The 22,452-nt window shown below is 66.5% G+C and carries 24 protein-coding genes; 13 read left to right on the top strand and 11 right to left on the bottom strand.

What is annotated here, in order from left to right; translation table 11 throughout:
- Window positions 1-2 precede the first annotated feature (2 nt).
- The 3 genes from DQP57_RS01505 to DQP57_RS01495 are packed head-to-tail and all read left to right on the top strand — an operon-like array spanning window position 3 to window position 4,219.
- A complete protein-coding gene (locus DQP57_RS01505) occupies window positions 3-980 on the top strand; it encodes an enoyl-CoA hydratase/isomerase family protein (RefSeq protein WP_112631067.1) in 978 nt (325 codons plus the stop codon).
- A complete protein-coding gene (locus DQP57_RS01500) occupies window positions 926-3,403 on the top strand; it encodes a CaiB/BaiF CoA-transferase family protein (protein ID WP_112631065.1) in 2,478 nt (825 codons plus the stop codon). The genes DQP57_RS01505 and DQP57_RS01500 overlap by 55 nt, the downstream gene beginning before the upstream one ends.
- 6 nt (window positions 3,404-3,409) lie before the next feature.
- Window positions 3,410-4,219 (top strand): SDR family NAD(P)-dependent oxidoreductase, encoded by an 810-nt coding sequence (locus DQP57_RS01495; protein ID WP_112631064.1) that lies wholly within the window; start codon window positions 3,410-3,412, stop codon window positions 4,217-4,219.
- 75 nt (window positions 4,220-4,294) lie between these two features.
- On the opposite strand, the gene DQP57_RS01490 is transcribed toward DQP57_RS01495, so the two are convergent.
- Window positions 4,295-5,125: an SDR family NAD(P)-dependent oxidoreductase gene (locus tag DQP57_RS01490; RefSeq protein ID WP_112631063.1), complete on the bottom strand. Its 831-nt coding sequence runs from the start codon at window positions 5,123-5,125 to the stop codon at window positions 4,295-4,297.
- An 86-nt stretch (window positions 5,126-5,211) separates the two neighbouring features.
- Here DQP57_RS01490 and DQP57_RS01485 point away from each other — a divergent pair, with 86 nt between their 5' ends.
- Both DQP57_RS01485 and DQP57_RS01480 read left to right on the top strand, forming a co-directional pair.
- Window positions 5,212-5,703, top strand: a complete 492-nt coding sequence (locus DQP57_RS01485; RefSeq protein WP_112631062.1) for a MarR family winged helix-turn-helix transcriptional regulator — start codon at window positions 5,212-5,214, stop codon at window positions 5,701-5,703.
- Window positions 5,704-5,723: 20 nt separating this feature from the next.
- Window positions 5,724-6,140, top strand: coding sequence for a DUF5313 domain-containing protein (locus DQP57_RS01480; RefSeq protein WP_112631061.1), 417 nt, complete (start codon window positions 5,724-5,726; stop codon window positions 6,138-6,140).
- Window positions 6,141-6,143: 3 nt separating this feature from the next.
- Here DQP57_RS01480 and DQP57_RS01475 read toward each other — a convergent pair whose 3' ends face one another.
- Together DQP57_RS01475 and DQP57_RS01470 are read right to left on the bottom strand one after the other, a co-directional pair.
- On the bottom strand, window positions 6,144-6,992 hold the full coding sequence (locus DQP57_RS01475) for a mycofactocin-coupled SDR family oxidoreductase (protein ID WP_112631060.1): 849 nt from the start codon (window positions 6,990-6,992) through the stop codon (window positions 6,144-6,146).
- Between the two features lie 235 nt (window positions 6,993-7,227).
- Window positions 7,228-7,878: a TetR/AcrR family transcriptional regulator gene (locus DQP57_RS01470; protein WP_112631059.1), complete on the bottom strand. Its 651-nt coding sequence runs from the start codon at window positions 7,876-7,878 to the stop codon at window positions 7,228-7,230.
- 242 nt (window positions 7,879-8,120) lie between these two features.
- On the opposite strand from DQP57_RS01470, the gene DQP57_RS01465 reads away from it, so the two are divergent.
- Complete coding sequence (locus DQP57_RS01465) at window positions 8,121-9,296, top strand: acyl-CoA dehydrogenase family protein (protein WP_112631057.1); 1,176 nt, start codon at window positions 8,121-8,123, stop codon at window positions 9,294-9,296.
- 8 nt (window positions 9,297-9,304) lie between these two features.
- Here DQP57_RS01465 and DQP57_RS01460 read toward each other — a convergent pair whose 3' ends face one another.
- The 8 genes from DQP57_RS01460 to DQP57_RS01425 form a co-directional block, all read right to left on the bottom strand.
- Window positions 9,305-9,574 (bottom strand): DUF4190 domain-containing protein, encoded by a 270-nt coding sequence (locus DQP57_RS01460; RefSeq protein WP_112631055.1) that lies wholly within the window; start codon window positions 9,572-9,574, stop codon window positions 9,305-9,307.
- A gap of 78 nt (window positions 9,575-9,652) precedes the next feature.
- A complete protein-coding gene (locus DQP57_RS01455; protein ID WP_240631648.1) occupies window positions 9,653-10,411 on the bottom strand; it encodes an acyl-CoA dehydrogenase family protein in 759 nt (252 codons plus the stop codon).
- A gap of 74 nt (window positions 10,412-10,485) precedes the next feature.
- A complete protein-coding gene (locus tag DQP57_RS01450) occupies window positions 10,486-11,583 on the bottom strand; it encodes an acyl-CoA dehydrogenase family protein (RefSeq protein ID WP_112631052.1) in 1,098 nt (365 codons plus the stop codon).
- A gap of 17 nt (window positions 11,584-11,600) precedes the next feature.
- Window positions 11,601-12,071, bottom strand: coding sequence for a nuclear transport factor 2 family protein (locus tag DQP57_RS01445; RefSeq protein WP_112631050.1), 471 nt, complete (start codon window positions 12,069-12,071; stop codon window positions 11,601-11,603).
- A complete protein-coding gene (locus DQP57_RS01440) occupies window positions 12,049-13,269 on the bottom strand; it encodes a metal-dependent hydrolase family protein (protein WP_112631048.1) in 1,221 nt (406 codons plus the stop codon). Before DQP57_RS01440 ends, DQP57_RS01445 begins: the two co-directional genes overlap by 23 nt.
- Before the next feature lie 3 nt (window positions 13,270-13,272).
- On the bottom strand, window positions 13,273-13,596 hold the full coding sequence (locus tag DQP57_RS01435) for a hypothetical protein (RefSeq protein WP_112631046.1): 324 nt from the start codon (window positions 13,594-13,596) through the stop codon (window positions 13,273-13,275).
- On the bottom strand, window positions 13,580-14,857 hold the full coding sequence (locus tag DQP57_RS01430; RefSeq protein WP_112631044.1) for an aromatic ring-hydroxylating oxygenase subunit alpha: 1,278 nt from the start codon (window positions 14,855-14,857) through the stop codon (window positions 13,580-13,582). Before DQP57_RS01430 ends, DQP57_RS01435 begins: the two co-directional genes overlap by 17 nt.
- A 17-nt stretch (window positions 14,858-14,874) precedes the next feature.
- Window positions 14,875-15,393 (bottom strand): carboxymuconolactone decarboxylase family protein, encoded by a 519-nt coding sequence (locus tag DQP57_RS01425; protein ID WP_112631042.1) that lies wholly within the window; start codon window positions 15,391-15,393, stop codon window positions 14,875-14,877.
- A 401-nt stretch (window positions 15,394-15,794) separates the two neighbouring features.
- Between DQP57_RS01425 and DQP57_RS01420 the strand changes: the two genes are divergently transcribed.
- The 7 genes from DQP57_RS01420 to DQP57_RS01390 all read left to right on the top strand — a co-directional run bounded on the left by DQP57_RS01420 (window position 15,795) and on the right by DQP57_RS01390 (window position 22,452).
- The gene (locus tag DQP57_RS01420; protein WP_112631228.1) at window positions 15,795-17,093 is read left to right on the top strand and encodes an amidohydrolase family protein; all 1,299 of its coding nucleotides are present in this window, start codon (window positions 15,795-15,797) and stop codon (window positions 17,091-17,093) included.
- Window positions 17,094-17,165: 72 nt separating this feature from the next.
- The gene (locus DQP57_RS01415; RefSeq protein ID WP_112631040.1) at window positions 17,166-18,332 is read left to right on the top strand and encodes an acyl-CoA dehydrogenase family protein; all 1,167 of its coding nucleotides are present in this window, start codon (window positions 17,166-17,168) and stop codon (window positions 18,330-18,332) included.
- Between the two features lie 114 nt (window positions 18,333-18,446).
- Window positions 18,447-19,601, top strand: a complete 1,155-nt coding sequence (locus DQP57_RS01410; RefSeq protein WP_112631038.1) for a thiolase family protein — start codon at window positions 18,447-18,449, stop codon at window positions 19,599-19,601.
- A 115-nt stretch (window positions 19,602-19,716) separates the two neighbouring features.
- Window positions 19,717-20,331: a TetR/AcrR family transcriptional regulator gene (locus DQP57_RS01405; RefSeq protein ID WP_112631036.1), complete on the top strand. Its 615-nt coding sequence runs from the start codon at window positions 19,717-19,719 to the stop codon at window positions 20,329-20,331.
- Window positions 20,328-20,834 (top strand): hypothetical protein, encoded by a 507-nt coding sequence (locus tag DQP57_RS01400; protein ID WP_112631034.1) that lies wholly within the window; start codon window positions 20,328-20,330, stop codon window positions 20,832-20,834. The genes DQP57_RS01405 and DQP57_RS01400 overlap by 4 nt, the downstream gene beginning before the upstream one ends.
- Before the next feature lie 161 nt (window positions 20,835-20,995).
- Window positions 20,996-22,267, top strand: coding sequence for a cytochrome P450 (locus DQP57_RS01395; RefSeq protein WP_112631032.1), 1,272 nt, complete (start codon window positions 20,996-20,998; stop codon window positions 22,265-22,267).
- Window positions 22,264-22,452, top strand: a complete 189-nt coding sequence (locus DQP57_RS01390; RefSeq protein WP_112631030.1) for a ferredoxin — start codon at window positions 22,264-22,266, stop codon at window positions 22,450-22,452. Before DQP57_RS01395 ends, DQP57_RS01390 begins: the two co-directional genes overlap by 4 nt.

The raw sequence follows: 22,452 nt of genomic DNA, 5'->3' as shown, positions 1-22,452 counted from the left end.
CCATGGCCAAGCGCTCGGAGCCGGCGGCCGAGGAGATCATCCGCTACGACAAGGACACCACGACGCGGATCGCCACGATCACGTTCGACCGGCCGGACTATCTCAATGCGCCGACGGTCGCCGCGCGGGTGCGCTACGCAGACCTGTTGCACCGGGCCAACATCGACGACGACGTCAAGGTCCTGGTGGTCCGCGGTGCCGGCGACGACCTGGGTTCGGGCGCGGACCTCACCGAGGTCATGCAGATGCGCGACGCGACCGACCAGGGCCCGCGGCTCGCCGAGTACCGCATCGGCGCCGACGAGGTCCGATATCCGCCGCAGGGGTCGTTCCGGAACGGCGCCACCCTCGGCCAGTGGTATGCCAACCCGAACTCGGGCATCCGCGGCCTGCAGGACTTCAAAAAGATCAGCATCCTCGAGGCCAAAGGCTACTGCTACGGCTGGCACTTCTACCAAGCCGCGGATGCCGACCTGGTGATCTCCAGCGACGACGCGCTGTTCGGGCACCCGTCGTTTCGCTATTACGGCTGGGGACCGCGCATGTGGTGGTGGGCGCAGACCATGGGCATCCGGAAGTTTCAGGAAATGGTGTTCACCGGAAGGGCTTTCACCGCCGCGGAGATGTATGACTGCAACTTCCTCAACAGCGTGGTGCCGCGGGCTGAACTCGAGGCGGAGGTGGGGAAATACGCGCTCGCCTGCGCCAGTAACCGGCCCACCGACACGGTCTTCATGCAGAAGGTCTTCTTCGAGATCATGAAGCAGTTCCAGGGCGAATACCTGGGCAGCATGCTCAGCGGCGTATTCGAGTCGTTGGGAGGCAGCGTCCGCCCGGACGCGGGCGACGAGCTGATGCTCGATGACGCGATGCAGCGGGGCCTGGGCGACGCGGTCAAGGACAACGACGACAAGTTCCCCGCCGAATGGCGGCTGAGCAAGAAGGCGCGCAAACAAGCCAAAGCGAAGAAAAAGAAGTAGTGGCAGACATCGAACCGCCGCTTGCCGGCTATACCGTGATCGACCTGACCACCGGGATAGCGGGGGCCTACTGCACCAAGCTGCTTGCCGACGGCGGCTCCAGTGTCGTGAAAGTGGAGCCACCAGAGGGTGATTCGCTGCGGACATGGTCGGCCTCGGGCGCCGCCATCCCGACCGGCCGCGACGGCGCCCTGTTCAGCTTCCTGGCCGGGGCGAAACACAGCGTCGTTGCCGATCCCGCCAGCGACGACGACACCGAACTGGTGAACCGGCTGCTGGGCGCCGCGGACGCGGTGGTGTGGTCAGCCGGCTCCGAAATCGCCGCGCACCCGGCCTTCACGCCGCGCGCCATCCATGCCCGGCACCCGCATCTCGTCGTCACCTCCATCACCCCGTTCGGCCTGGAGGGCCCCTGGCGCGACCGCGCGGCGACCGAGTTCACGCTGCAGGCCTGGTCGGGGGGAATCGTCGGGCTGGGCCGCGGCGAGCAGGAGCGTCCGCCGGTCTTCGTCGGCGGTCAGGTCGGTGAATACTTGGCCGGCGTCTACGCGAGCGTGGCCACCCTGGCATCCCGATGGCGCCGAATCGACGGCGGCCCAGGGGAACTGCTGGACCTGTCGATGCTCGAGACGCAGATCCTGTGCCTGACCTATTACCCGGTCTCCTACTTCGAACTGCTCGGGCGGCCGTGGCGAGACATGCGGCGGCCGACGATTCCGGGAGTGGCTCAGGCCAAGGACGGCCTGGTCGATCTCGGGTGTGGGACCGCCCAGCAGTGGTTCGACTTGTGCGCGATGGTCGGCCATCCCGAGTGGATCGACGAGCAATCGCCGCTGTCGATCACCGAGCAGGCGAACATCCACGCCGAGGAGATCTTCGCCTGGCTGGCCGACACCCCGGTCGACGAAATCCGGGAACTGGCCTCGGCATTCCGCATCCCCAACGCGCCCGTCGCCAACGGCGCCAACGTGACCTCGTTCGATCAGTTCCTGGAGCGCGATTCATTCGTGCGCAATCCGCGCGACGGCTTCCAGCAGCCCAGCCACCCGTACCGCATGCGGCCCGCGCGGCTACGCCAACCGCAGCCGGCGCCGCGGCTGGGCGAGCACACCGAGCACTACCGCGCCGCGCAGCTACGGCCGCGGCCTACGCCGAGCGGAGCCGCGAAGGCGTTGCCGCTCAGCGGCATCCGGGTGCTGGACCTGACGACGTTCTGGGCGGGCCCGTGCTGCACCCATTCGCTGGCCTTGCTCGGCGCCGAGGTCATCCACGTCGAGTCCACCCGCCGTCCCGACGGCACGCGGATGATCGCCGGCATACCGCTCACCGAGGACCGGTGGTGGGAGAAGTCGCCGATCTTCGAGGCACTCAACACCAACAAGAAGGGGCTGACCCTGGACCTGCAGAGTCCGCGGGGCCGGGAATTGTTGCGTGAGCTCGTCGCGACGTCCGACGTGCTGGTGGAGAACTTCACGCCGCGGGTGCTCGACCAGATCGGCCTGGATTTCGCAGCCGCTCAATTGATTCGGCCGGACATCGTGATGGTGCGGATGCCGGGCTTCGGCATCGAGGGACCGTGGCGTGACAACCCGGCGTTCGCCTACGTCATCGAATCGGCCTCCGGGGTGAGTTGGCTCACCGGCTACCCGGATCGCACGCCGTATGACCCGTATTCGATCGGCGATCCGAACGCCGGGGTGCACGCGCTCAACGCGATACTGCTCGCGCTCGAGCACCGGCGCCGCACCGGCGAGGGCGTGTTCGTCGAAGCGGCGATGGTCGATGCCGCGCTCAGCATCGCCGCCGAGCAGGTGATCGAGTACTCGGCGTACGGGGCCGTGCTGCACCGCGCCGGCAACCGAGGACCGACCGCCGCGCCGCAGAACCTCTATCTCAGCGCCGACATCGACGAGTTCGGCCGGCCCGACAGCTGGGTCGCAATCGCCGTGACCACCGACGCGCAGTGGGCCAATCTGGCCCGGGCGATCGGATCACCCTCGTGGGCAACCGATCCCGCGCTCTCGACCGAGGCGGGCCGGCGGCTGCATGAGGATCGAATCGACCAGCGACTCGCCGCCTGGTGCGAGCACCGCACCCGCGACGAAATCGTCGCAACCCTGTGGGACGCGGGCGTGCCGGTGGCCAAGGTCATGCAACCGCACCGGCAAGCCGAGCTCGAACAGCTGGCATTCCGGGACTTCTTCGAAGTCGTCGACCATCCCGTCAACGGTCCGGCTAGGCTCAGCACCGTGCCGATGAGGTTCTCGACGGGGCCCGACAAGTTCCACACCGCGCATGCGCCGTTGCTGGGGCAGCACAATCACGAACTGCTGTCCCGGCTGGGCTTGTCGGATTCGGAGATCGCCGAACTGGAAGCCGACGGTGTGATCGGCAGCGCACCGGCGATGCACGCGCGGAGCTGAACGACGATGGCGATCGACCCCTCGAACATTCTGCTCACCGACCGCGTCGCGGTGGTGACCGGCGGGGGAGCGGGCATCGGTCGCGGCATCGCCGCCGGCATGGCCGCATTCGGTGCGCGGGTGGCGATCTGGGAGCGCGACCCGCAGACCTGCGCCCAGGCATCCGACGCCATCGGAGCCCTGGGAATCGTCACCGACGTCCGAGACGCCGCCCAGGTGGACGCCGCCCTGGAGCGCACCAGCGCCGAGCTGGGCGCGCCGACGATCCTGGTGAACAATGCCGGCGGCGTGTTCTCCTCGGCCCTCCTCGACACGAGCGAAAACGGCTGGGACGCACTGTATAAGGCGAACCTGCGCCACGTGCTGCTCTGCACCCAGCGAGTTGCCCGGCAGATGGTGGCCGCCGGTGTTGGCGGCAGCGTCATCTCGGTGACGTCGATCGAAGGCGTGCGAGCCGCACCGGGCTATGCGGCATACGCCGCGGCCAAGGCGGGTGTCATCAACTACACCAAGACCGCGGCCCTGGAGTTGGCGCCGCACGGCATCCGGGTCAACGCGATAGCGCCCGATATCACGCTCACCGAGGGCCTGGCCGCGCTCAACAGCGACGGTGCGGCGGCGGCGATGGCCGACATCGTGCCGCTGGGGCGTCCCGGTCATGTCGACGAAATCGCCGGCACCGCGGTGTTTTTGGCTTCCGACATGTCGGTCTACCTCACCGGTCAGACGCTGCACGTCGACGGCGGCACCCACGCTGCCGGCGGCTGGTATCACGACCCCCAGACCGGTGATTACCGGCTGGGCCCGACGCCCTAGCGGCGGTCGCGGGTGCGGTGAAGCCGGGCGCCGGGGGCACCTTCCGCCCGCGGGGGACGGGGCGCCGCCATCAACCTAGTGCGTCCAGCCCTCGGCGGCCTGTTCGTCGAAGGTCCGGTCAATGCGCTCGAACCGGCGACGGATCGAGTCCCGGGCGGCCCCGTGCGGCAGCACGTACAGCCGATTGGCCAGGATCGCATCGGCCGTCAACCGCGCGACGTCGTCGGCGCCGACCGCCTCGTCCTGGGTCGGCAGTGTCCCAAAGGCGCCCTCGGGCGACGCTGAGAGTCCGTAGTCGGCGCCGCGAATCCGTTCGGAATTGGAGACCAGCTTGGTCTCGACCACCATCGGGCACAGCACCGAAACCCCGATGCCGTTGGGCTTGAGCTCGCGGGCCAGCGTTTCGGCGAGTCCGACGACCCCGTACTTGGCGACGCCGTAGGTACCAAGGCCGTTGTTGGGCACCAGCCCGGCGAAGGACGCGGTGAATGCGATGTGTCCGCCCGTGCCCTGATCGATCAGCCTCGGGACGAACGCCTCGACGGCATGGATCGAGCCCCAGAGGTCGATGTCGATCACCCAGCGCCAGTCGTCGTGGTTCGTCTGGGCCATCGGTCCCGCGACGACGATGCCCGCATTGCTGAACACGACGTCGACCTGGCCGAGCAACCGGAACGACTCGTCCGCGAGGTGAACCATCTCCTCGAGGTGCCGGACGTCGCAGAGCACCCCATGCGCGTCGAACCCCTCGGCGCGCAGCCGATTCACCGCCTGTTCCAGTGCGGGCTGATCGACGTCGGAGAGCACAACGCGGGCCCCCCGGCGGGCGAATTCGGTGGCGGTGGCCAAACCGATGCCGCTTGCACCGCCGGTGATGACTGCCCCGCGTCCCTGGAAATCGTCCATAGCTGCCGAGCGTATTACCTCCCGCGGTGGACGGTGTGAGGGACATCATGTAGGTAGCACGCTAACTATTAGGGCACGATGTAGTGATGGCCGCCCCGACCATTCGCCACATCGATCCGCTGGCCCTGGAACACCAGGTGTGCTTCGCGCTGGCGACCACCAACCGGGCGGTGTTGGCGGTGTATCGACCCCTCCTCGAGCCGCTCGGGCTGACCCATCCGCAATATCTGGTGATGCTGGCACTGTGGGATCACCGCAAGACGCCCGGGGCCGACCAGTTTCCCTTGTCGGTCAAGCAGATCGCCGCGGCGTTACAGATGGACTCCGCGACGCTGTCGCCAATGCTCAAGCGCTTGGAGGGGCAGGGGCTGATCACTCGTGCGAAGAATCCCGCCGACGAGCGCACCACCGATGTGACGCTCACGCAACGCGGAATCGCGTTGCGGCAGAAGGCACTTGCGATTCCGCCCGCCGTCGTGGCGCGCCTGGGTGTCGAGCTGTCCGAACTCGAGAACCTGCATCGAGTACTCACCCGAATCAACGCCGCCGCCGTGGCGGCGGGCGCACTGCAATCCTGACATCACCGCGAGGAGCCATTATGACCGCCGCAAAACCCAATCTCTGGCAGCGCATCGGCTATGCCTACGGCCGGCGACTGCCCGACTCGATGCGTGACTGGGTGGCGCGCGATCTGGCCGGGGAGGGTGCCATTCGCCGGCACATGATCAGGTGGGCCATACCGCCCCTGCTGGTCCTCGCCCCGTTTTGGTTGCTGCCCGCCTCGCTCTATGTGCACACGGAGATGACGGCGCCGCTTTACATCTGGGCGTTGCTGATAACCCTTGCCCTGAACAAGGTCTGGCGCCGGCACCGGTTGGCCGTCCATGGGCTGGACCCGAACCTGGTCGACGTGCTCAACCGGCAAAAACAGGCACGGATGCACGAGGACTACGTCCGTCGCTATGGCCCGCGACCCGAATCGGCCGAATGGCAGTCGAACAGCAGCCCCTTTTAGCGGCTACTTGAGGCAGCTACCCGCGTCGATGGGCAGGGTCACGCCGGTGATGTAGCGAGCCTCGTCCGAGGCGAAGAACAGCACCGCGTTGCTGATGTCGATCGGCTCGACCCAGGGGATCGGCAGCGTGTGGAACAGCTGACAGATCGGCGCCATGTCGTCGGGCCCCGGGTTTTCCAGGTCGGGGCGGAACATCTTGAAGGTGCCGTCGTTGTGCAGCATCGGCGTCTTGACGTGGGTCGGATGCACCGAGTTGACGCGAATCATGTGTTGTCCCAGTTCAACTCCGAAGGCGCGCATCAGCCCGACGACGCCGTGCTTGGCCGCGACGTAGTGACCGGTGTGGGGGTAGGCCTTGAGCCCGCCCACCGAGCTGGTCAGGATGATCGAACCGCCGTTGCCGCCCGCGATCAGATGCGGCACACCGGCTTTCACGGTTTTCCACACCCCGGCCAGGTTGATGTCGATCATCTCGGTCCAGTCTTCTTCGCTGGTCTTGTCCAACGTTTCACCGCCGTTGCCGATCCCGGCGTTGGCCACGATGATGTCGAGCCGGCCGAGCTGCTCGACCCCGGTGTCCACCGCCGCCTTGAGCGCGTCGAAGTCACGCACGTCGACCTCGGCCGTGAAGATCCTGCGGTTGTGTCCCTTGACCAGGTCGGCGGTCTCGGCGAGGTCCTCGGGTGTCGATGCCGGGATCGCGGTGTCCACGACGCCTTCGCGGATGGGCTTGCAAATGTCGATGGCGATGATGTCGGCGCCCTCCTGGGCCAACCGCACCGCGTGACTGCGGCCCTGACCGCGCGCCGCTCCGGTGACGAAAGCGACTTTGCCCTCAACACGTCCGGTCATGGCTACCTCAACTCCTGACTTGATCTGTCGGCACGCCTGCGCCGGCGAACGATGCGTTCGGGACCGCGGGTCTTGCCGCCCTTGAACTCTGTCATTCGGCCGTCACGGGTGTCAATGACGAATCCGTTTCGGCTATTTGTGATTCTAGATATTAGAGAATCTCATTCTCACCGGCAAACGGCGTGCGCTATTTGCTCATGGTGAGAAACGGGAGAACGCGGGCGCGTTCGGGGTGCTACGCGACGAATCCGCGTGAGCAGAAATCCCACACCTCTTCGGCGGTGATGGGATGGGTCGTCGCGTCGTCGGGGCCGCCGCTGGATTGCGCGATGAACATCACTGTCTGCATGGTCATGGCGGCCACCCGCTTGGGATTGATGGTGGTGCGCAGCTTGCCGGCGTCATGCGCCGCGTCCATCAGTTCCGTCAGCAACGCGAGCAAGGGCGCGTGGGCGACCTTGACCTCGGCCGGATGCGTCACCAGCAGGCGAGGGGCAAAGTCCGTGAACAGTGGACGCTTGGCCGTCGGGTCCGGGCGGGACGCTTCGTAAAGCAGCTGAACGGCGACCTGCAGCCGCTGCAGCGGGTCGGCCTGGTTCTCGGTGGCCGCGCGGATCTGGTCGGCCGACCGGCTCAGCGCGTCCTCGAAGAGCGCCAACAGCAGCTCGTGCTTGCCGTCGAATTGCAGGTAGAAGCTGCGCAGCGACTGGCGGGAGCGGTCCACGACCTCCTGCACGGTAAAGTCCGTGCTGCCCTTTTCGATGATGATGGCCTGGGCGGCGTCGAGGAAGCGCTGAACACGCTGCGCCGCACGCAATTTCGCCGTTTTGATCGACCGCTCGACCGCACGCTGCTTCCAGGCCGGCTCTTCGCTTGGATTGGTCACGGCCGACTCAGGTGATTGCCGCGCGGGGAGAACATGGTTGGACTCTACCGGAGAACGCCGTGACATCGCTGCGCTCGACCCCCTCACGGATCACGTGTCGGAGATTGTAACTTTCTTACCACGAGAATACTATTCTCTTAGACGTGTGTATGGAAGCTTAATCGCAAGAGTGAACCACGTCGTCGGCGGAAACCCTGATCTACCGACGCGTGGGAGTGCTCAGGACTATCCCGGGAAGTGCTGTGCAGCTGACATTTGACGCCGACGTGGAGGCGTTCCGAGCCGAATTCGTTGCTTTCCTCGACGCGCATCTGCCTGCCGAGGCCGAGGCGTTGGTGCGACCGCGGTCGAGCTCGGACATCCCGGAGTGGGCCCGCCGATGGCAACGCCTGTTGTTCGACAGCGGCTGGCTACAGCCCGGCAATCCGCCGGAGTTCGGCGGACGCAACGCGACGCTGCTGCAGCAATACGTGTACTCCGAAGAGTTGTCGCGCCGGCGGATCTATCAGAGTTTCAATCCGCAGGGTGTCGGGATCATCGCGGCGTCGTTGTTGTCGTTCGGCACGCCCGAACAGAAACAGCGTTGGGCGGTGCCGATCCTGCGCGCGGAGATCACCGCGTCGCTGGGGATGAGCGAACCCGGCGCGGGCTCGGATCTCGCCTCGCTGAAGACGCGCGCGGTGCTCGACGGAGACCACTTCGTCGTCAACGGGCAGAAGGTGTGGACGTCGGGTGCACATCACGCCGACGTGTTGCTGACATTCGTGCGCACTGATCCGGACGCGCCAAAGCACAAGGGGATCAGCGCTTTACTGATCCCCACCGACATCCCCGGTGTGGTGCGGCGCCCGTTCGCCTCGGTCGGCGACATCGAAGACGTCGACTTCAACGAGGTCTTCTTCACCGACGCCCGGGTGCCGGCCGAGAACCTGGTGGGGGAGCTCAACGCCGGCTGGCGCGTCGCGACCGGTTCGCTCGGCCACGAACGCGCGATGCTGTGGCTGGATTACGCGGACATGCTGCACGCCATGACCGTCGAGTCGAGTCCTTCGGGCCCGGTGCAGCGGGATCGATACGCGACGCTGGTGATGGATTATTACGCGATGCGGCTACTGGGGTCGGCGACGCTGGCCAAAGCCGCGCGCGGCGAAGAGGACGTGCCCGCCCAGTCGGTGCTCAAGCTGCTCGGCTCGGAGGCGATGCAGCGCGCCTGTGAGGACGCGCTGGCCGCCAAGGACGCCGAGGGACTGGCGCTGCGTGGGGTCACCGCCCCGTTCGCCCCGCTCAACCTGGACAGCCACTACGGCAGCTGGTTTGACCGGTACACACGCACCTTCGCCGCCACCATCGCCGGTGGCACGTCGGAGATTCAGCGCAACATCATCGCCGAACGCGTGCTGGGGTTACCGCGCAATTGATCTGTGCGTCAGTGGTTTCGGGCATCAAGGCGGGCGTAGTAGCCGATCGCCACCAGTCCCGCCACTATCGCGATCGTTCCTAAGACCATGCCGGCCACGGCCGTTCGGCGATTGTCCGCTTGGCCGCGGGCCACCCTCCGCCGGGCGATATCGCCGGTCACCACCGCCGCGATGCCAAAGGGCACCCCGAGCAGCAGCCAGCAGGTGATGAGTCCGACCAGGCCCAGCAACACCGAGGCGACGCCGAACTGGTTTTGTGGTGTCTGCGCCTGACTCATTGCGTCCCACCTCCCAGGGCGCTATCGCCCCCGCGAAGCATCTCATGCTCGGCGGGCGGTGGGGTGCGGGCCCGGCCGTTACAGCTGCGCGAGCCGGGGCGCGGAGCCGGTCGCCACGACCGCCTTGCCGGCCTGACGTGTCAATTCTCGTGAACTACCCAGCAGCCCGTCGAGGATCAGCGACCGCTTGACGTGATGATGCAGCGGGTGTTCGGCGGTGAAGCCGATGCCGCCGAGCACCTGCTGGCAGTGACGCGCGGTGGTCAGCGCCGCCTGGCCGGCCGCGGCCTTGGCCAGCAGCGAAGCCAGCCCCTGGGGGTCATCACATTCCGTGGCGGCCTGCAGCGTCGCCTCGGCACCCTCGATCGCGACCAGCGCCTCGGCCAGCCGATGCCGGATCGCCTGGAACGAACTGATGTGCCGACCGAACTGCACCCGGTCCACGGCGTGTTGACGAGCCAGGGTCAGCATGGCGCGACTGGTGCCGACCAGCCACCATCCCAGGGCTCGCCACCCCGCATGCAGCGCGGCGGTCGGCAGGGAATCGTGTTGCGGCACAGGGTGTATTGGCAGCAGCTCGTCGATCGCCGAGTCGGTGTGGTCACGGCGCTCCCACAGCACCCAGGTGCCGCCGGCGAACGGCAGCGGCAGCGTGCCCCCGGGCGCGTCGCCCGCCGCGCACAGCACCACGTCGTTGAGCACGGGAGCGTGCGCGCCGGTCTCGCCGAGCAGTTTGAACACCAGAGGTATTGCGATGTCGGGCATTTCGTCGAGCATGTCGCGCCAGCCGAGCTCGGTCAGCGCCGCGTCGAGCTTGGCTCCCGAGGCGGCCGTCATCGTCGTCCGCAGCGACTCCGCCAGCAGGCGCAGCGATTCGGGATCGGATTCGGTGTCCGGCGAAGGGGTCACGTTCACTCCTTCCCGAGATCGAGTAGCCGGCGGGCGATGATATTGCGCTGAATCTCGGCGGTGCCGCCGTAGATCGTCGCGGCACGCGAATACAGGTATTCCGAACGCCACGGTGTGTCCTCGAGCTCGAGTGTTCCCGGCAAGACGTCGCGGACGGTGTCGTAGAGCCGCTGCTCCGCGGTGGCCAGCAGCACCTTGTCGATGGAGGTGTCCGGCCCCAGCCGGGCCCCGTCACGCATGCGATGCTGGGTGGCACGCGATCGGCAGCGCAGCGTGTGAAGCGCCAGATAGGCTGCGCCGAGCGCGGATTCGTCGGGTCCGCCGGTCTGTGACGCCGTGGTGATGAGGTCGTCGAAACGCGAGTAGAGATAGGCGATCCGTTGCCAGAAGCAGGCGGAGCGTTCATAGGGCAGCAGGTCCATGGCCAGTCGCCAGCCGTCCCCGGGCTTGCCCAGCATCCGGCTGGCCGGAATCACCACGTCGTCGTAGTACACCTCGCAGAATTCGTCGACACCGTGCATCGTGCGCAGCGGGCGGATGGTGATGCCCGGGGTGTCGAGGTCGACGAAGAACGCGGTGATTCCGTCGTGCCCGGGCGCGGTGCGGGTGAGCAGGACGCACCGGGTGGAGAACTGTGCGAAACTGGTCCAGACCTTTTGCCCGTTGACGATCCAGTTGTCGCCTTGCTGCGTCGCACGGGTGGTCAGCGAGGCCAGGTCACTGCCCGACCCAGGCTCGGAAAAGCCTTGGCACCATTGCTCTTCCCCACTGAGCAGTCGAGGCACCATTTCCTTGGCGAGCTCGGCGGGGGCGTAATCGATCATCGTGGGCGCGAGCACCTCGAGCATCGAATAGGGGCCGGGTTCGGCCAGCCGGCGACCGACCACCTCTTCGCCGACGATCGCGCGCAGCACGGCGGGCCCGCCCAGCCCGCCGACCTCGACGGGCCAGCCGAACCGCATCCAGTCGGCGTCGTAGAGCGCGCGGCTGACCCGGGCGAACTGCCGCATGTGCCCCTGCAGCGAGTGATCGGGCCCGGGGGTCAGATCGTTGTCGTCGAGCCATGCGCGCAGGTCGGCCCGGAACTGCTCGACATTCACTTCGATGGGTCGGCTCCTTAAGTCGCTGCCTGGGCCGCGGAGTCACCGGCGGGGCGGCCGATGGCGTGCGGGCGCCCGGAGTCGTGCACACCGCTGCGGCGGATGAAGGTCATGGCTCGGGTCTTCAGTCGCCACCCATCGCCGGTTCGCAGATAGGTGTCGCGGTAGTAACCGATCCGCATGTCGTGCGTGGCGTGGTCGATGAAGCACAGCGGTTGGGTGCCGGTGGCCGCATCCCCGTCGAGGTCGATCACCGCGGTTCCGGTGAGGAACAAGCCCTTTGGGGCCGCGGCCACCAATTCCGGGAATCGGCTCAGGCTGTAGGTTTCACCGAAGGCGCTGTAGGTGCCGTCGGGAGTGAAGACGGCGACCAGACCCTCGATGTCCTCCTGGGTGATGGTGACCGCGTAGCGGCCGAGCAGCTGCTGGATCTCGACCAGGTCATCAGTTCGGGTCGGGCCGCTCTTAGGCTGATCGGGCGTCGACATAGACCTTGCCGCCTTTCATGACGAAGCTGACGCGCTGGGTAACCGTGATGTCTTCCAACGGGTTTCCCGGCACCGCGATGATATCCGCGAGCTGGCCGGGCGCGAGGCGCCCCCGGTCGGTCTTGTTGATGAGCTCGGCCGCGGTGATGGTGGCGGCCCGCAGCACCGCCAGCGGCGGCATGCCCCATTCCACCAGCGTCACGAGCTCGTCGGCGTTCTTGCCGTGCGGGATGGCCGGGGCGTCGGTGCCGACCGCGATTTTCACACCGGCCTCGTAGGCCGCCTTGATCGAGGTTTCGGCCTTGGGGAACATCTCGGCGGCCTTGTCCTGCAGCGCTTTCGGGGCGCGAGATACGTCCATCGCCTGGGCGAGCCTGCGGGTGGTCACCAGGAACCTGTCGTTGTCGACCAGCATCTGGATGGCCTCGTCGTCCATCAGGAACCCGTGTTCGATGCAGTCGATGCCGCACGCGACCGCGTGCTTGACCGCTTCCGCTCCGTGCGTGTGGGCGGCGACACGCAGCCCACGGCGGTGCGCCTCGTCGACGATCGCGCGCAGTTCCTCGTCCGAATAGTGTTGCGCCCCAGCCTCACCGGTGAGCGACATGACGCCGCCGGAAACGCACACCTTGATCAACTCGGCGCCGTGCTTGATCTGGTAGCGCACCGCCTTGCGGATCTCGTCGACCCCGTTGGCGATGCCCTCTTCGACCGTGAGCTCGAGGGCACCCGGCATGAATGCGGCGAACATCGTCGGGTCAAGGTGCCCGCCGGTGGGCGTGATCGCGTGGCCGGCCGGGACGATGCGGGGCCCGTCGATCCAGCCCGCGTCGATGGCCTTGCCCAGGGCGACGTCGAGCAGGTAGCCGCCGGTCTTGACGAACAATCCCAGGTTGCGCACGGTGGTGAAACCGGCGCGCAGCGTGCGTCGGGCGTTGCCGACCGCGCGCAGCACCCGCGTCGGCGGGTCGTCCTGAACCTGGGACAGCCCGGGCGTCTCGCCCCGTCCGCCCATGAGCAAATTGACTTCCATGTCCATCAGACCCGGCAACAGGATCGCGTCGCCGAGGTCGATGATGTCGCCTTCGGGGTCGCCCCCGACGCGGGCGATCCGGTCGTCCTCGATCGTGAGGATGCCAGGCCGAACGATCTCGCCGCTATCAACGTCGAGCAGCCCTGCGGCCTTGAGCGTCAGCACCGGTTAGATCACCGGTTCCCGGATCACTTCGACCCATGCCGCACCGCTGTCCGGCACGCGTGGCTGCTTCCACGCCTCGATGGGGAACGACACCATGACCAGCGATTGCATCATGTGCATCAACGTCTTTGCGTCATCCGGCATGTCATCCAGGGGGAACTTGTCGCAGTAGGCGATGACGTCGTTCAGCAACGGGAACGCGACGTCGTAGAACTCCTGCATCTGGGGCATCGTCGAGGCCAGTCGTTTGGCGTAGCGCTCGGGCTCGGTGGCCAGGTCCCACTCCAAAAAGGGCTCGAGGGCGGCGAATTCAGACGGTAGCGCCATTGCGCTGGTGCTCCTTGACGTAGTTGGCGGTGGTGTGGTGCAGATGGCGGATCAGGACTTCCTGGTCGCAGAGCAGGAACTCTTTGACGGCCCGGGTGCCGATCATGGTCTGGGTCGCCTCCAGGGTGTTGGCATCCTGCAGCGCATACTCCTTGAACGTCACCGCGGCCAGCTCCTGGGCCAGGCGTTCCCGCGCATTGCGGGGCGGCACGAAATACAGGGTCGACTCGAAGATGTGCTTGTCCACCGCGGTCGGCCAATAGTGGTAGGTCAGATACCAGCCCGGCTCCCAGATCAGCAGCATGAAGTTCGGGTAGAACAGCCACGAGTCGATGCCCCACTGCGGGACCCGCTTGACGTTGACACCCGGTGGCAGCTCCAGCTTCTCGATGATCTCCGGCTTGTCCCACGGGCCGAACAGCCCGCTGCGCAGCACCTGGTCCATCGGCTTGACCATCGACATGTCCGGGGGCGGTGCCTGACCGCCCCAGGTCGACTGCAGGTTGTGTGGGCCGGCCAGTTCGTAGTGCAACGCTTCGTAGCCGAACTTCTGAATCTTGGCGGCTTCTTCCTTGGTGTACTGACCCTGGTGCAGGATCGGCGCGTGGTAGAACTCGACGAACGCGTCGATGAACAGCTTCCAGTTGCTGCCGACCTCGGCCCGGTATGAGTAGGTCTCGGTCATCTCACCGAACGGGTAGCCCTCGATGCTCTTGGCCAGCGGCCCGAGGTAGTCGGTCAGCGGCGCCGCGTTGTCGTCGAAGTTGATGAAGATGAAGCCTTCCCACACCTCGCAGCGAACGGATGCCAGGCCGAAGTTGGACTTGTCGAGGTCGAAGAACTCTTCTTCCTGTTGAACGAAGGTCAGATCGCCGTCGAGGCTGTAGCGCCAGGCATGGTACTTGCAGGTGAACTGGCGGCAGGTGCCGGAGGTCTCCTCGTTGGGAAAGTCGTTCCACACCAACTTGTTTCCGCGGTGGCGGCAGACGTTGTGGTACGCCTTGACCGACCCGTCCTTGGTCTTGGCGATGATGACCGACGTGCCTTTGCCGGCCGAGGGTAGCTCCCTGGTGAAGTAGCTGCCGGTGCGCGGCAGGCGCTCGACCCGGCCGACGTTGAGCCACGTCTTCCTGAAGACGGCGTCGCGTTCGGCCTCGAAGAAGGCGGGATCGATCGAGTCGGTGTAATCGACCGGCGCGGTCCCCAACTCGGGGTAGTTTTCTGTCCAGCTGCCGGCGGCTGGCTTGGCGAAGTGCGGCAAGGTTCTTACTCCTCTTGTCAGTGCTGTTCGGCGTGTTCGGGCTGGATGCCAAAAGTGTTGAAGGCCATGGCCAGCAGCGCGTAGCAGCCGACCGTGAAAACGAAATCCATCCGTTGCTGGTCATCGAGGCGCTCGCCGAGCGCCGCCCAGGTCTGGTCGGACAACTCCGACTTCTCGTCGAGCTCGTCGACCCCGGTGATCACGGCTTGGTCGAACGCGTCGGCGCCCTCGCCCCGCTCCAACGCCGCGATCTGCTCGTCGGTGATGCCCTCGTCCTTGGCCATCCGCACGTGGTGCGACCACTCGTAGGCGCACTGCCGGCGATGGGCCACCCGCAGGATGGCCAGTTCGCGGATGCGGGCGGGCAGGGTGGACGACATCAGGAGGTGAACGTTGAACCGGAGAAACGCCTTGGCCAGCGCGGGATGGTGGGCCAGCGTGGAGAGCGCATTGTTGGTGTCCGCCCCACGCATCGCCGAGAGCGCCTGCCGGGTCGCCTCGTCCCACTGGTCGGCGGGGAGCGGCTGCAAGCGCATCGGCAGTGTCCTCTCGGTGAAAGAGAATCGGATTCTCATTTGCAACTAACAGACTGGCACGAAACGTGCGTCCGGTCAATGCCGGCGTGCCGCTCCGACGCGGGCGCGGCCCCCGCCCTTGCTCGCTCGGTCCCCGCGCCGCCGCCCCCGTCTATACGGCGGCAATCGGCGGCGTGCCGGTGTGCCGACCCGGGGTTCTACCTCACCGCATCGCCGCGCGACCGAGGGGCGATGAGCCTGCGCGTTCGGCCGCTGGTCAGGAGGCTGCGGCGCCGCCGAGCAACCGCTGGATGTTGATTCTCGCCTGGCGAGAAGATAGTTTTCAATTTAGTGATCTTGGCACGGGACAGCGATTCGCCGAGGCTCTAATCGATCCGGTGGATCCGATGGAAGGGACGGCCATGAACAAAGAAGACATGATTCTGATCAGCGTCGACGACCACACCGTCGAGCCCCCGGACATGTTCAAGAACCACCTGTCGAAGAAGTATCAGGACGACGCGCCCCGGCTGGTACACAACGCCGACGGGTCGGACATGTGGAAGTTCCGCGACACCGTCATTCCCAACGTCGCGCTCAACGCGGTGGCCGGGCGGCCCAAGGAGGAGTACGGCATCGAGCCGACGGGCCTCGACGAGATCCGGCCCGGTTGCTACAACGTCGACGAGCGCGTCAAGGACATGAACGCGGGCGGCATCCTGGCCTCGATCTGCTTCCCGTCTTTCCCCGGCTTCGCCGGACGGTTGTTCGCCACCGACGACAACGACTTCTCGATCGCGCTGGTGCAGGCCTACAACGACTGGCACATCGACGAGTGGTGCGGCGCCTACCCGGCGCGGTTCATCCCGATGGCGATCCCGGTGATCTGGGATGCCGAGGCGTGTGCGGCCGAAGTGCGGCGCGTGGCCAAGAAGGGTGTGCATGCGCTGACCTTCACCGAAAACCCCGCCGCGATGGGCTATCCCAGCTTCCACGACGAGTACTGGAACCCGCTGTGGAAAGCCCTGTGCGACACCGACACCGTGATGAACGTGCACATCGGGTCGTCGGGACGACTGGCCATCACCGCGCCGGATGCGCCCATGGACGTGATGATCACGCTGCAGCCGATGAACATCGTGCAGGCCGCCGCGGACCTGCTGTGGTCGCGGCCCATCAAGGAATACCCGGACCTCAAGATCGCGCTCTCCGAGGGCGGAACCGGCTGGATTCCCTACTTCCTTGAGCGCGCCGACCGCACCTTCGAAATGCACTCCGCCTGGACGCACCAGGACTTCAAGGGCAAGCTGCCCAGCGAGGTTTTCCGCGACCACTTCCTGACCTGCTTCATCAGCGACAAGGTCGGAGTGGCGCTGCGCAACATGATCGGCATCGACAACATCTGCTGGGAAGCCGACTACCCGCACAGCGACTCGATGTGGCCCGGCGCCCCCGAAGAGCTGTGGGATGTGTTGTCGCTGAACAACGTTCCCGACGACGAGATCAACAAGATGACCCACGAGAACGCGATGCGCTGGTACTCGTTCGACCCGTTCACGCATATTTCGCGCGAACAAGCGACCGTCGGTGCGCTGCGCAAGGCCGCCGAGGGGCACGACGTGTCCATCAAGGCCCAGGGCCACGGCAAGGACACCCGCGGCGGCTCGTCCTTCGCGGACTTCGCGGCCAACGCGAAAGCCCTGACCGGCAACAAGGACTGACACCCCACCGACGAATTCGCGCGCCGGTGCACAAATTGACGTGAAGGAGATCTGGCAGTGCCCGGCGAGGGAATGAACTTTGAGCTGACCGACGACCAGGAACTGATCCGTCGGTCGGTCGCGGAACTGGCAGGGAAATTCGACGACCAGTACTGGATGGAGAAGGACCAGTCGCACGAATTTCCGACCGAGTTCTACAAGGCCATCGCCGATGGCGGCTGGCTGGGCATGACGATCCCGACCCAATACGGCGGTCATGGCCTCGGAATCACCGAAGCGACGATCCTGCTCGAGGAGGTCGCCAAGTCCGGCGGCGCCATGAACGCCGCCAGCTCGATTCACCTGTCCATCTTCGGCATGCAGCCGGTTGTCGTGCACGGATCCGACGAACTCAAGGCCCGTACGTTGCCCGCCGTCGCGACCGGCGAGGTGCACATCTGCTTCGGCGTCACCGAACCCGGTGCCGGGCTTGACACTTCGCGCATCACCACGTTCGCCAAGCGCGACGGCGATCGCTACATCGTCAACGGTCGCAAGGTCTGGATCTCCAAGGCGATGGAATCCGACAAGATCCTGCTGCTCACCCGGACGCAGAGCTACGACGAGGTCTCGAAGAAGACCGACGGGATGACGCTGTTCCTCACCGATCTCGATCGCAGCCGCATCGACATCCGCCCGATCCGCAAGATGGGCCGCAACGCCGTCAGCTCCAACGAATTGTTCATCGACAACCTCGAGGTACCCGTCGAGGACCGAGTGGGCGAGGAGGGCAAGGGCTTTCAGTACATCCTCGACGGCCTCAACCCGGAGCGGATGCTGATCGCGGCCGAGGCTCTGGGCATCGGCCGGGTGGCGCTGGAGAAGGCGGTGAAATACGGCAACGAGCGGGAGGTGTTCGGCCGGCCGATCGGCATGAACCAGGGACTGCAGTTCCCGCTCGCCGATTCGCTGGCCCGGCTGGATGCCGCCGAACTCATGCTGCGCAAGGCCACCTGGCTGTACGACAACGGCAAACCCTGTGGGCGCGAGGCCAATACGGCAAAGTATCTGTGCGCCGATGCCGGCTTCACCGCGGCGGACCGAGCGCTGCAAACCCACGGCGGCATGGGTTATGCCGAGGAATACCACATCACGCGTTATTTCCGGGAGGCCCGGCTGATGAAGATCGCGCCGGTCAGCCAGGAGATGATCCTGAACTTCCTGGGAGCCAACGTGCTGAAGTTGCCGAGGAGCTACTGAGGTCTAACGTAGGTTTGTCACTCGCCGGACGTGCACTCGGAGCGACTTTTTCACGACTTGCTCGCGCCCGGTGCACGTTCGGCGAATGAGCCCCCAATCAATCGGAGTAGGGATATGCGTGAAACAGTCATCGTCGAGGCCGTGCGGACACCGGTGGGCAAGCGCAATGGCGCCCTGTCCGGCATGCATGCCGCCGACCTGTCCGCGGTCGTGCTGACCGAACTCGTCGAGCGCACCGGTATCGGCCCCGAGATCGTCGACGACGTGATCTGGGGCTGCGTCTCCCAGGTGGGCGACCAGTCCAGCAACATCGGCCGTTACGCGGTCCTGGCCGCCGGCTGGCCCGAGACAATCCCCGGCACCACCGTCAACCGCGCCTGTGGGTCCAGCCAGCAGGCGCTGGACTTCGCCGTGCAGGCGGTGATGTCCGGCCAGCAGGACGTCGTGGTGGCCGGTGGGGTCGAGGTCATGAGCCGCGTCCCGCTCGGTTCGGCCCGGGCAACCGGCATGCCCTACGGCCCGAAAGTCCTTGCCCGCTATGACGACTTCTCCTTCAACCAGGGGCTGTCGGCGGAACTGATCGCCAAGAAGTGGGGATTTTCCCGGGCCCGGCTCGACGAATTCTCGGTGGAGTCCCACGAGCGGGCCGCCGCGGCCCAGGACGCCGGGGCGTTCACCGAGCAGCTGGTGCCGGTGTTCGTCGAGGGAGCCGACAACAACGTCGTCACGGCCGACGAGGGCGTGCGGCGCGGCAGTACCGTCGAGAAGCTCGGCACGCTCAAGCCCGCCTTCGCCGAGGACGGCGTGATCCACGCCGGCAATTCCTCACAGATCTCCGACGGCGCCGCCGCGCTGTTGGTGACCACCGCGGAGCTGGCCGTCGAGCTCGGCTTGACGCCGATCGTGCGGTACCTGGCGGGGGCGGTGACCGGCGCGGATCCGGTGCTGATGCTCACCGGCCCCATCCCGGCGACCGAGAAGGTGCTGGGTAAGGCCGGAGTCGCGCTGTCCGACGTGGGGGTCTTCGAGGTCAACGAGGCCTTCGCGCCGGTTCCGCTGGCGTGGCTGGCGGAGACCGGAGCCGACCCGGCCCGGATGAATCCGCTGGGCGGGGCCATCGCGCTGGGACACCCGCTGGGCGCGTCGGGCGCGGTGTTGATGACGCGCATGGCCCACCACATGCGCGACAACGGGATTCGTTACGGGCTGCAGACCATGTGCGAAGGCGGCGGCACCGCCAACGCCACGCTGGTCGAGCTGGTGGGCTGACACCCGAGGCCCTAGGGCACACAAGCGGGCACCACGTGACCCTTGTCACAGCGGGCAAACTAACCTACTGTGTGTTCACTAGGTTGGTTTTGGCACGTCGGTAGAGAGGACCCCGGTGCCCGTCGCGCGGCGATACGACACGCTTCTCGCCAAGGGTGAGGACCGCAAGCAGCGGATCCTCGACGTCGCCCAACGCCTGCTCACCCGCAACGGCTGGCGCAGCACCACGCTCGCCCAGATCGCCGGCGAGGCCGGGGTGACCCCCGCGGGGCTGTTGCATCACTTCGAATCGAAAGAGCAGCTCCTCCACGCGGTTCTGGATGCCCGAGACCTCGACGACGACACCCACGCCGACCGGACCGGGGACCTGTTCGACCAGATCGCCGCCGTCGCGGACCGATTCCACCGGGCCCCCGAATTGGTGGGCACGTTCACGGTGCTGCTCGTCGAGAACATCCTTCCCGAGGCTCCGCTGCACGACCGCATGCTGGCCAGGCACCGCGCCGCGACCGACATCGTCGCCGAGCTCATCCGCCGCGGTCAGGCCGATGGCCGGTATCGCCAAGACATCGACCCCGCCGTCAAGGCGGTAGAAATCCTCGCCTTCGTCCACGGAATGGAAACCACATGGTTACTCGATCCCTCGATACCGCTTCCCGAGGTGTTCAAGCAGTACGCCGAGGCACTGGCGCGCGACTTCGCGCCCCCGAAGAAAGGCGAGACGACATGAGATACCGGCTCGACGTCGTCGCCACCACCGCGCTCGACGTGGTGCGGTTCGCCGGCGGCTGGATCTTCGACCGGTCCATGGCGGGTTGGGACGTCACCGTGCTGGTGACTGAGCACCCCGGCGACCGGTCGCTGCAGATCATCGGCGCCCAGGTGCTCGACCTCGAAGAGGCCCTGGCGTCCGTGCAATCGCGGCCCCGCCCGCAGGCCCTGGCCGCCGCCGCGGACCTGTTCGGTTGCGACGCCCGGGTGCGTCAGGGCGTGCTGCAGGCCCTCGATCAGGGCGCCACGGAGGTCACGCTGTGGGGCGAGAACTGGCCGTCCGAACTCGACGACAGTGTGGGCCTGGTGCAGCACCAGCTGAGCATGGCGGCGCAGACGTTCAAGGCCCAGGCCCTGGCGGCCGCGGCGGCACCGCACGCCCCCATCGGCCGCGTCGAGACGTTCCGCAGCGGGCTGCTGGCGTGGCCCTCGGTGGCCGCCGATTTGGTTCCCGCCAGCTAGCCGAGCGGCGGGCCGGCGCGCCACAGCCCGGCAGACAGCGAACTCGCGCGTCGTGTGACACCCGGCGGGGGCCCGTCGTTGACGACCACCACCCCATGTGAAAATGTAATACTCATCCGCGAGAGGCACATTCTCACTAGCCGAGATTCAAGGAGCAGGAGATGGCGAACGAATTCTCCGAGCCGGACTTCTTCCGCGGCAGCGAGCTCATCGAGGACCCGTACCCCTACTACGAGGCGCTGCGTCAGCGGTGCCCCGTCACCCGGGAGAGCCATCACGACGTCACCATGATCACCGGTTGGGACGAGGCGTGTGCGGTGCTCAACGACGCCGAGACCTGGTCCTCGTGTATCTCGGTGACCGGCCCGTTTCCCGGCTTTCCGGTCCCGATCGAGGGTGACGACATCACCGAGCTGATCGAGCAGCACCGCGACGAGCTGCCGTTCAGCGACCAGCTGCCCACGCTCGACCCGCCGACCCACACCAACCACCGCTCCCTGATGATGCGGCTGATCACCCCCAAGCGCCTCAAGGAGAACGAGGACGCCATGTGGGCCCTCGCCGACCAGGCGCTCGACGACTTTCTCGCACCGGGGCGCGGCGAGTGGATCAAGGGCTTCGCGAGCCCGTTCACGCTGCTGGTCATCGCCGACCTGCTCGGCGTCCCGATGGAGGACCGCGACAAGTTCGTCAAGGGCATCGCTGACCACGCGGGTGGCGGTATCGGCGGCACCAAGGGATCCCTGGCCCACAGCCCGCTGGAATTCCTCTATGGCCTGTTCTCCGACTACGTGCGCGACCGCCGCCAGAATCCTCGCGACGACGTGCTGACCGGACTGGCCACCGCCACGTATCCCGACGGTTCGATCCCGGAGGTCGAGGACGTGGCCCGCGTCGCCAGCAACGTCTTCTCCGCGGGACAGGAGACCACCGTGCGGCTGCTCGGTGCGGCCCTGCAGACGCTGGGCGAGCGCCCCGACATCCAGGCGCAGTTGCGCAAGGACCGCAGCCTGATCCCGAATTTCATCGAGGAGTCGCTGCGCCACGAGAGCCCGGTCAAGGGCGACTTCCGGATGAACCGGCGGCCGGTCAACGTCGGCGGCGTCGACCTGCCGGCCGGCACCACGGTGATGATCGTGCAGGCCGCCGCCAACCGCGATCCGCGGCGGTTCGAAGATCCCGCCACCTTCGACCCGGCCCGCAAGAACGCGCGCCAGCACATCGCGTTCGGGCGCGGGATCCACAGCTGCCCGGGGGCCCCGCTGGCGCGGGCGGAAACCCGGGTCGCGATCGAACGGCTGCTCGACCGCACGACGGACATCAGGATCAACGAGGACGTCCACGGGCCGGCGAATAACCGTCGCTACCACTATGTTCCGACGTACATCCTGCGTGGCCTGACCGAATTGCACCTGGAGTTCACGCCGGCATGAAGGTGTGGGTGGACGACCAGCGGTGTCGCGGTCACGGCATGTGTCTGACGCTGTGCCCCGATGTGTTCAGCCTGACCGACGACGGTTACGCCGTAGCGATAGATTCCGATGTCCCAACGGATTTGGAATCGGCCGCGCAGGAGGCGATCCAATGCTGTCCCGAGCAGGCGATCAGCGAGAAATAG

Source organism: Mycobacterium colombiense, assembly GCF_003284935.1.
In the GTDB taxonomy this organism is placed as follows: domain Bacteria; phylum Actinomycetota; class Actinomycetes; order Mycobacteriales; family Mycobacteriaceae; genus Mycobacterium; species Mycobacterium arosiense_A.
Note: the sequence above shows the minus strand (reverse complement) of the source record. Positions and strands in the feature narration are given on the sequence as shown.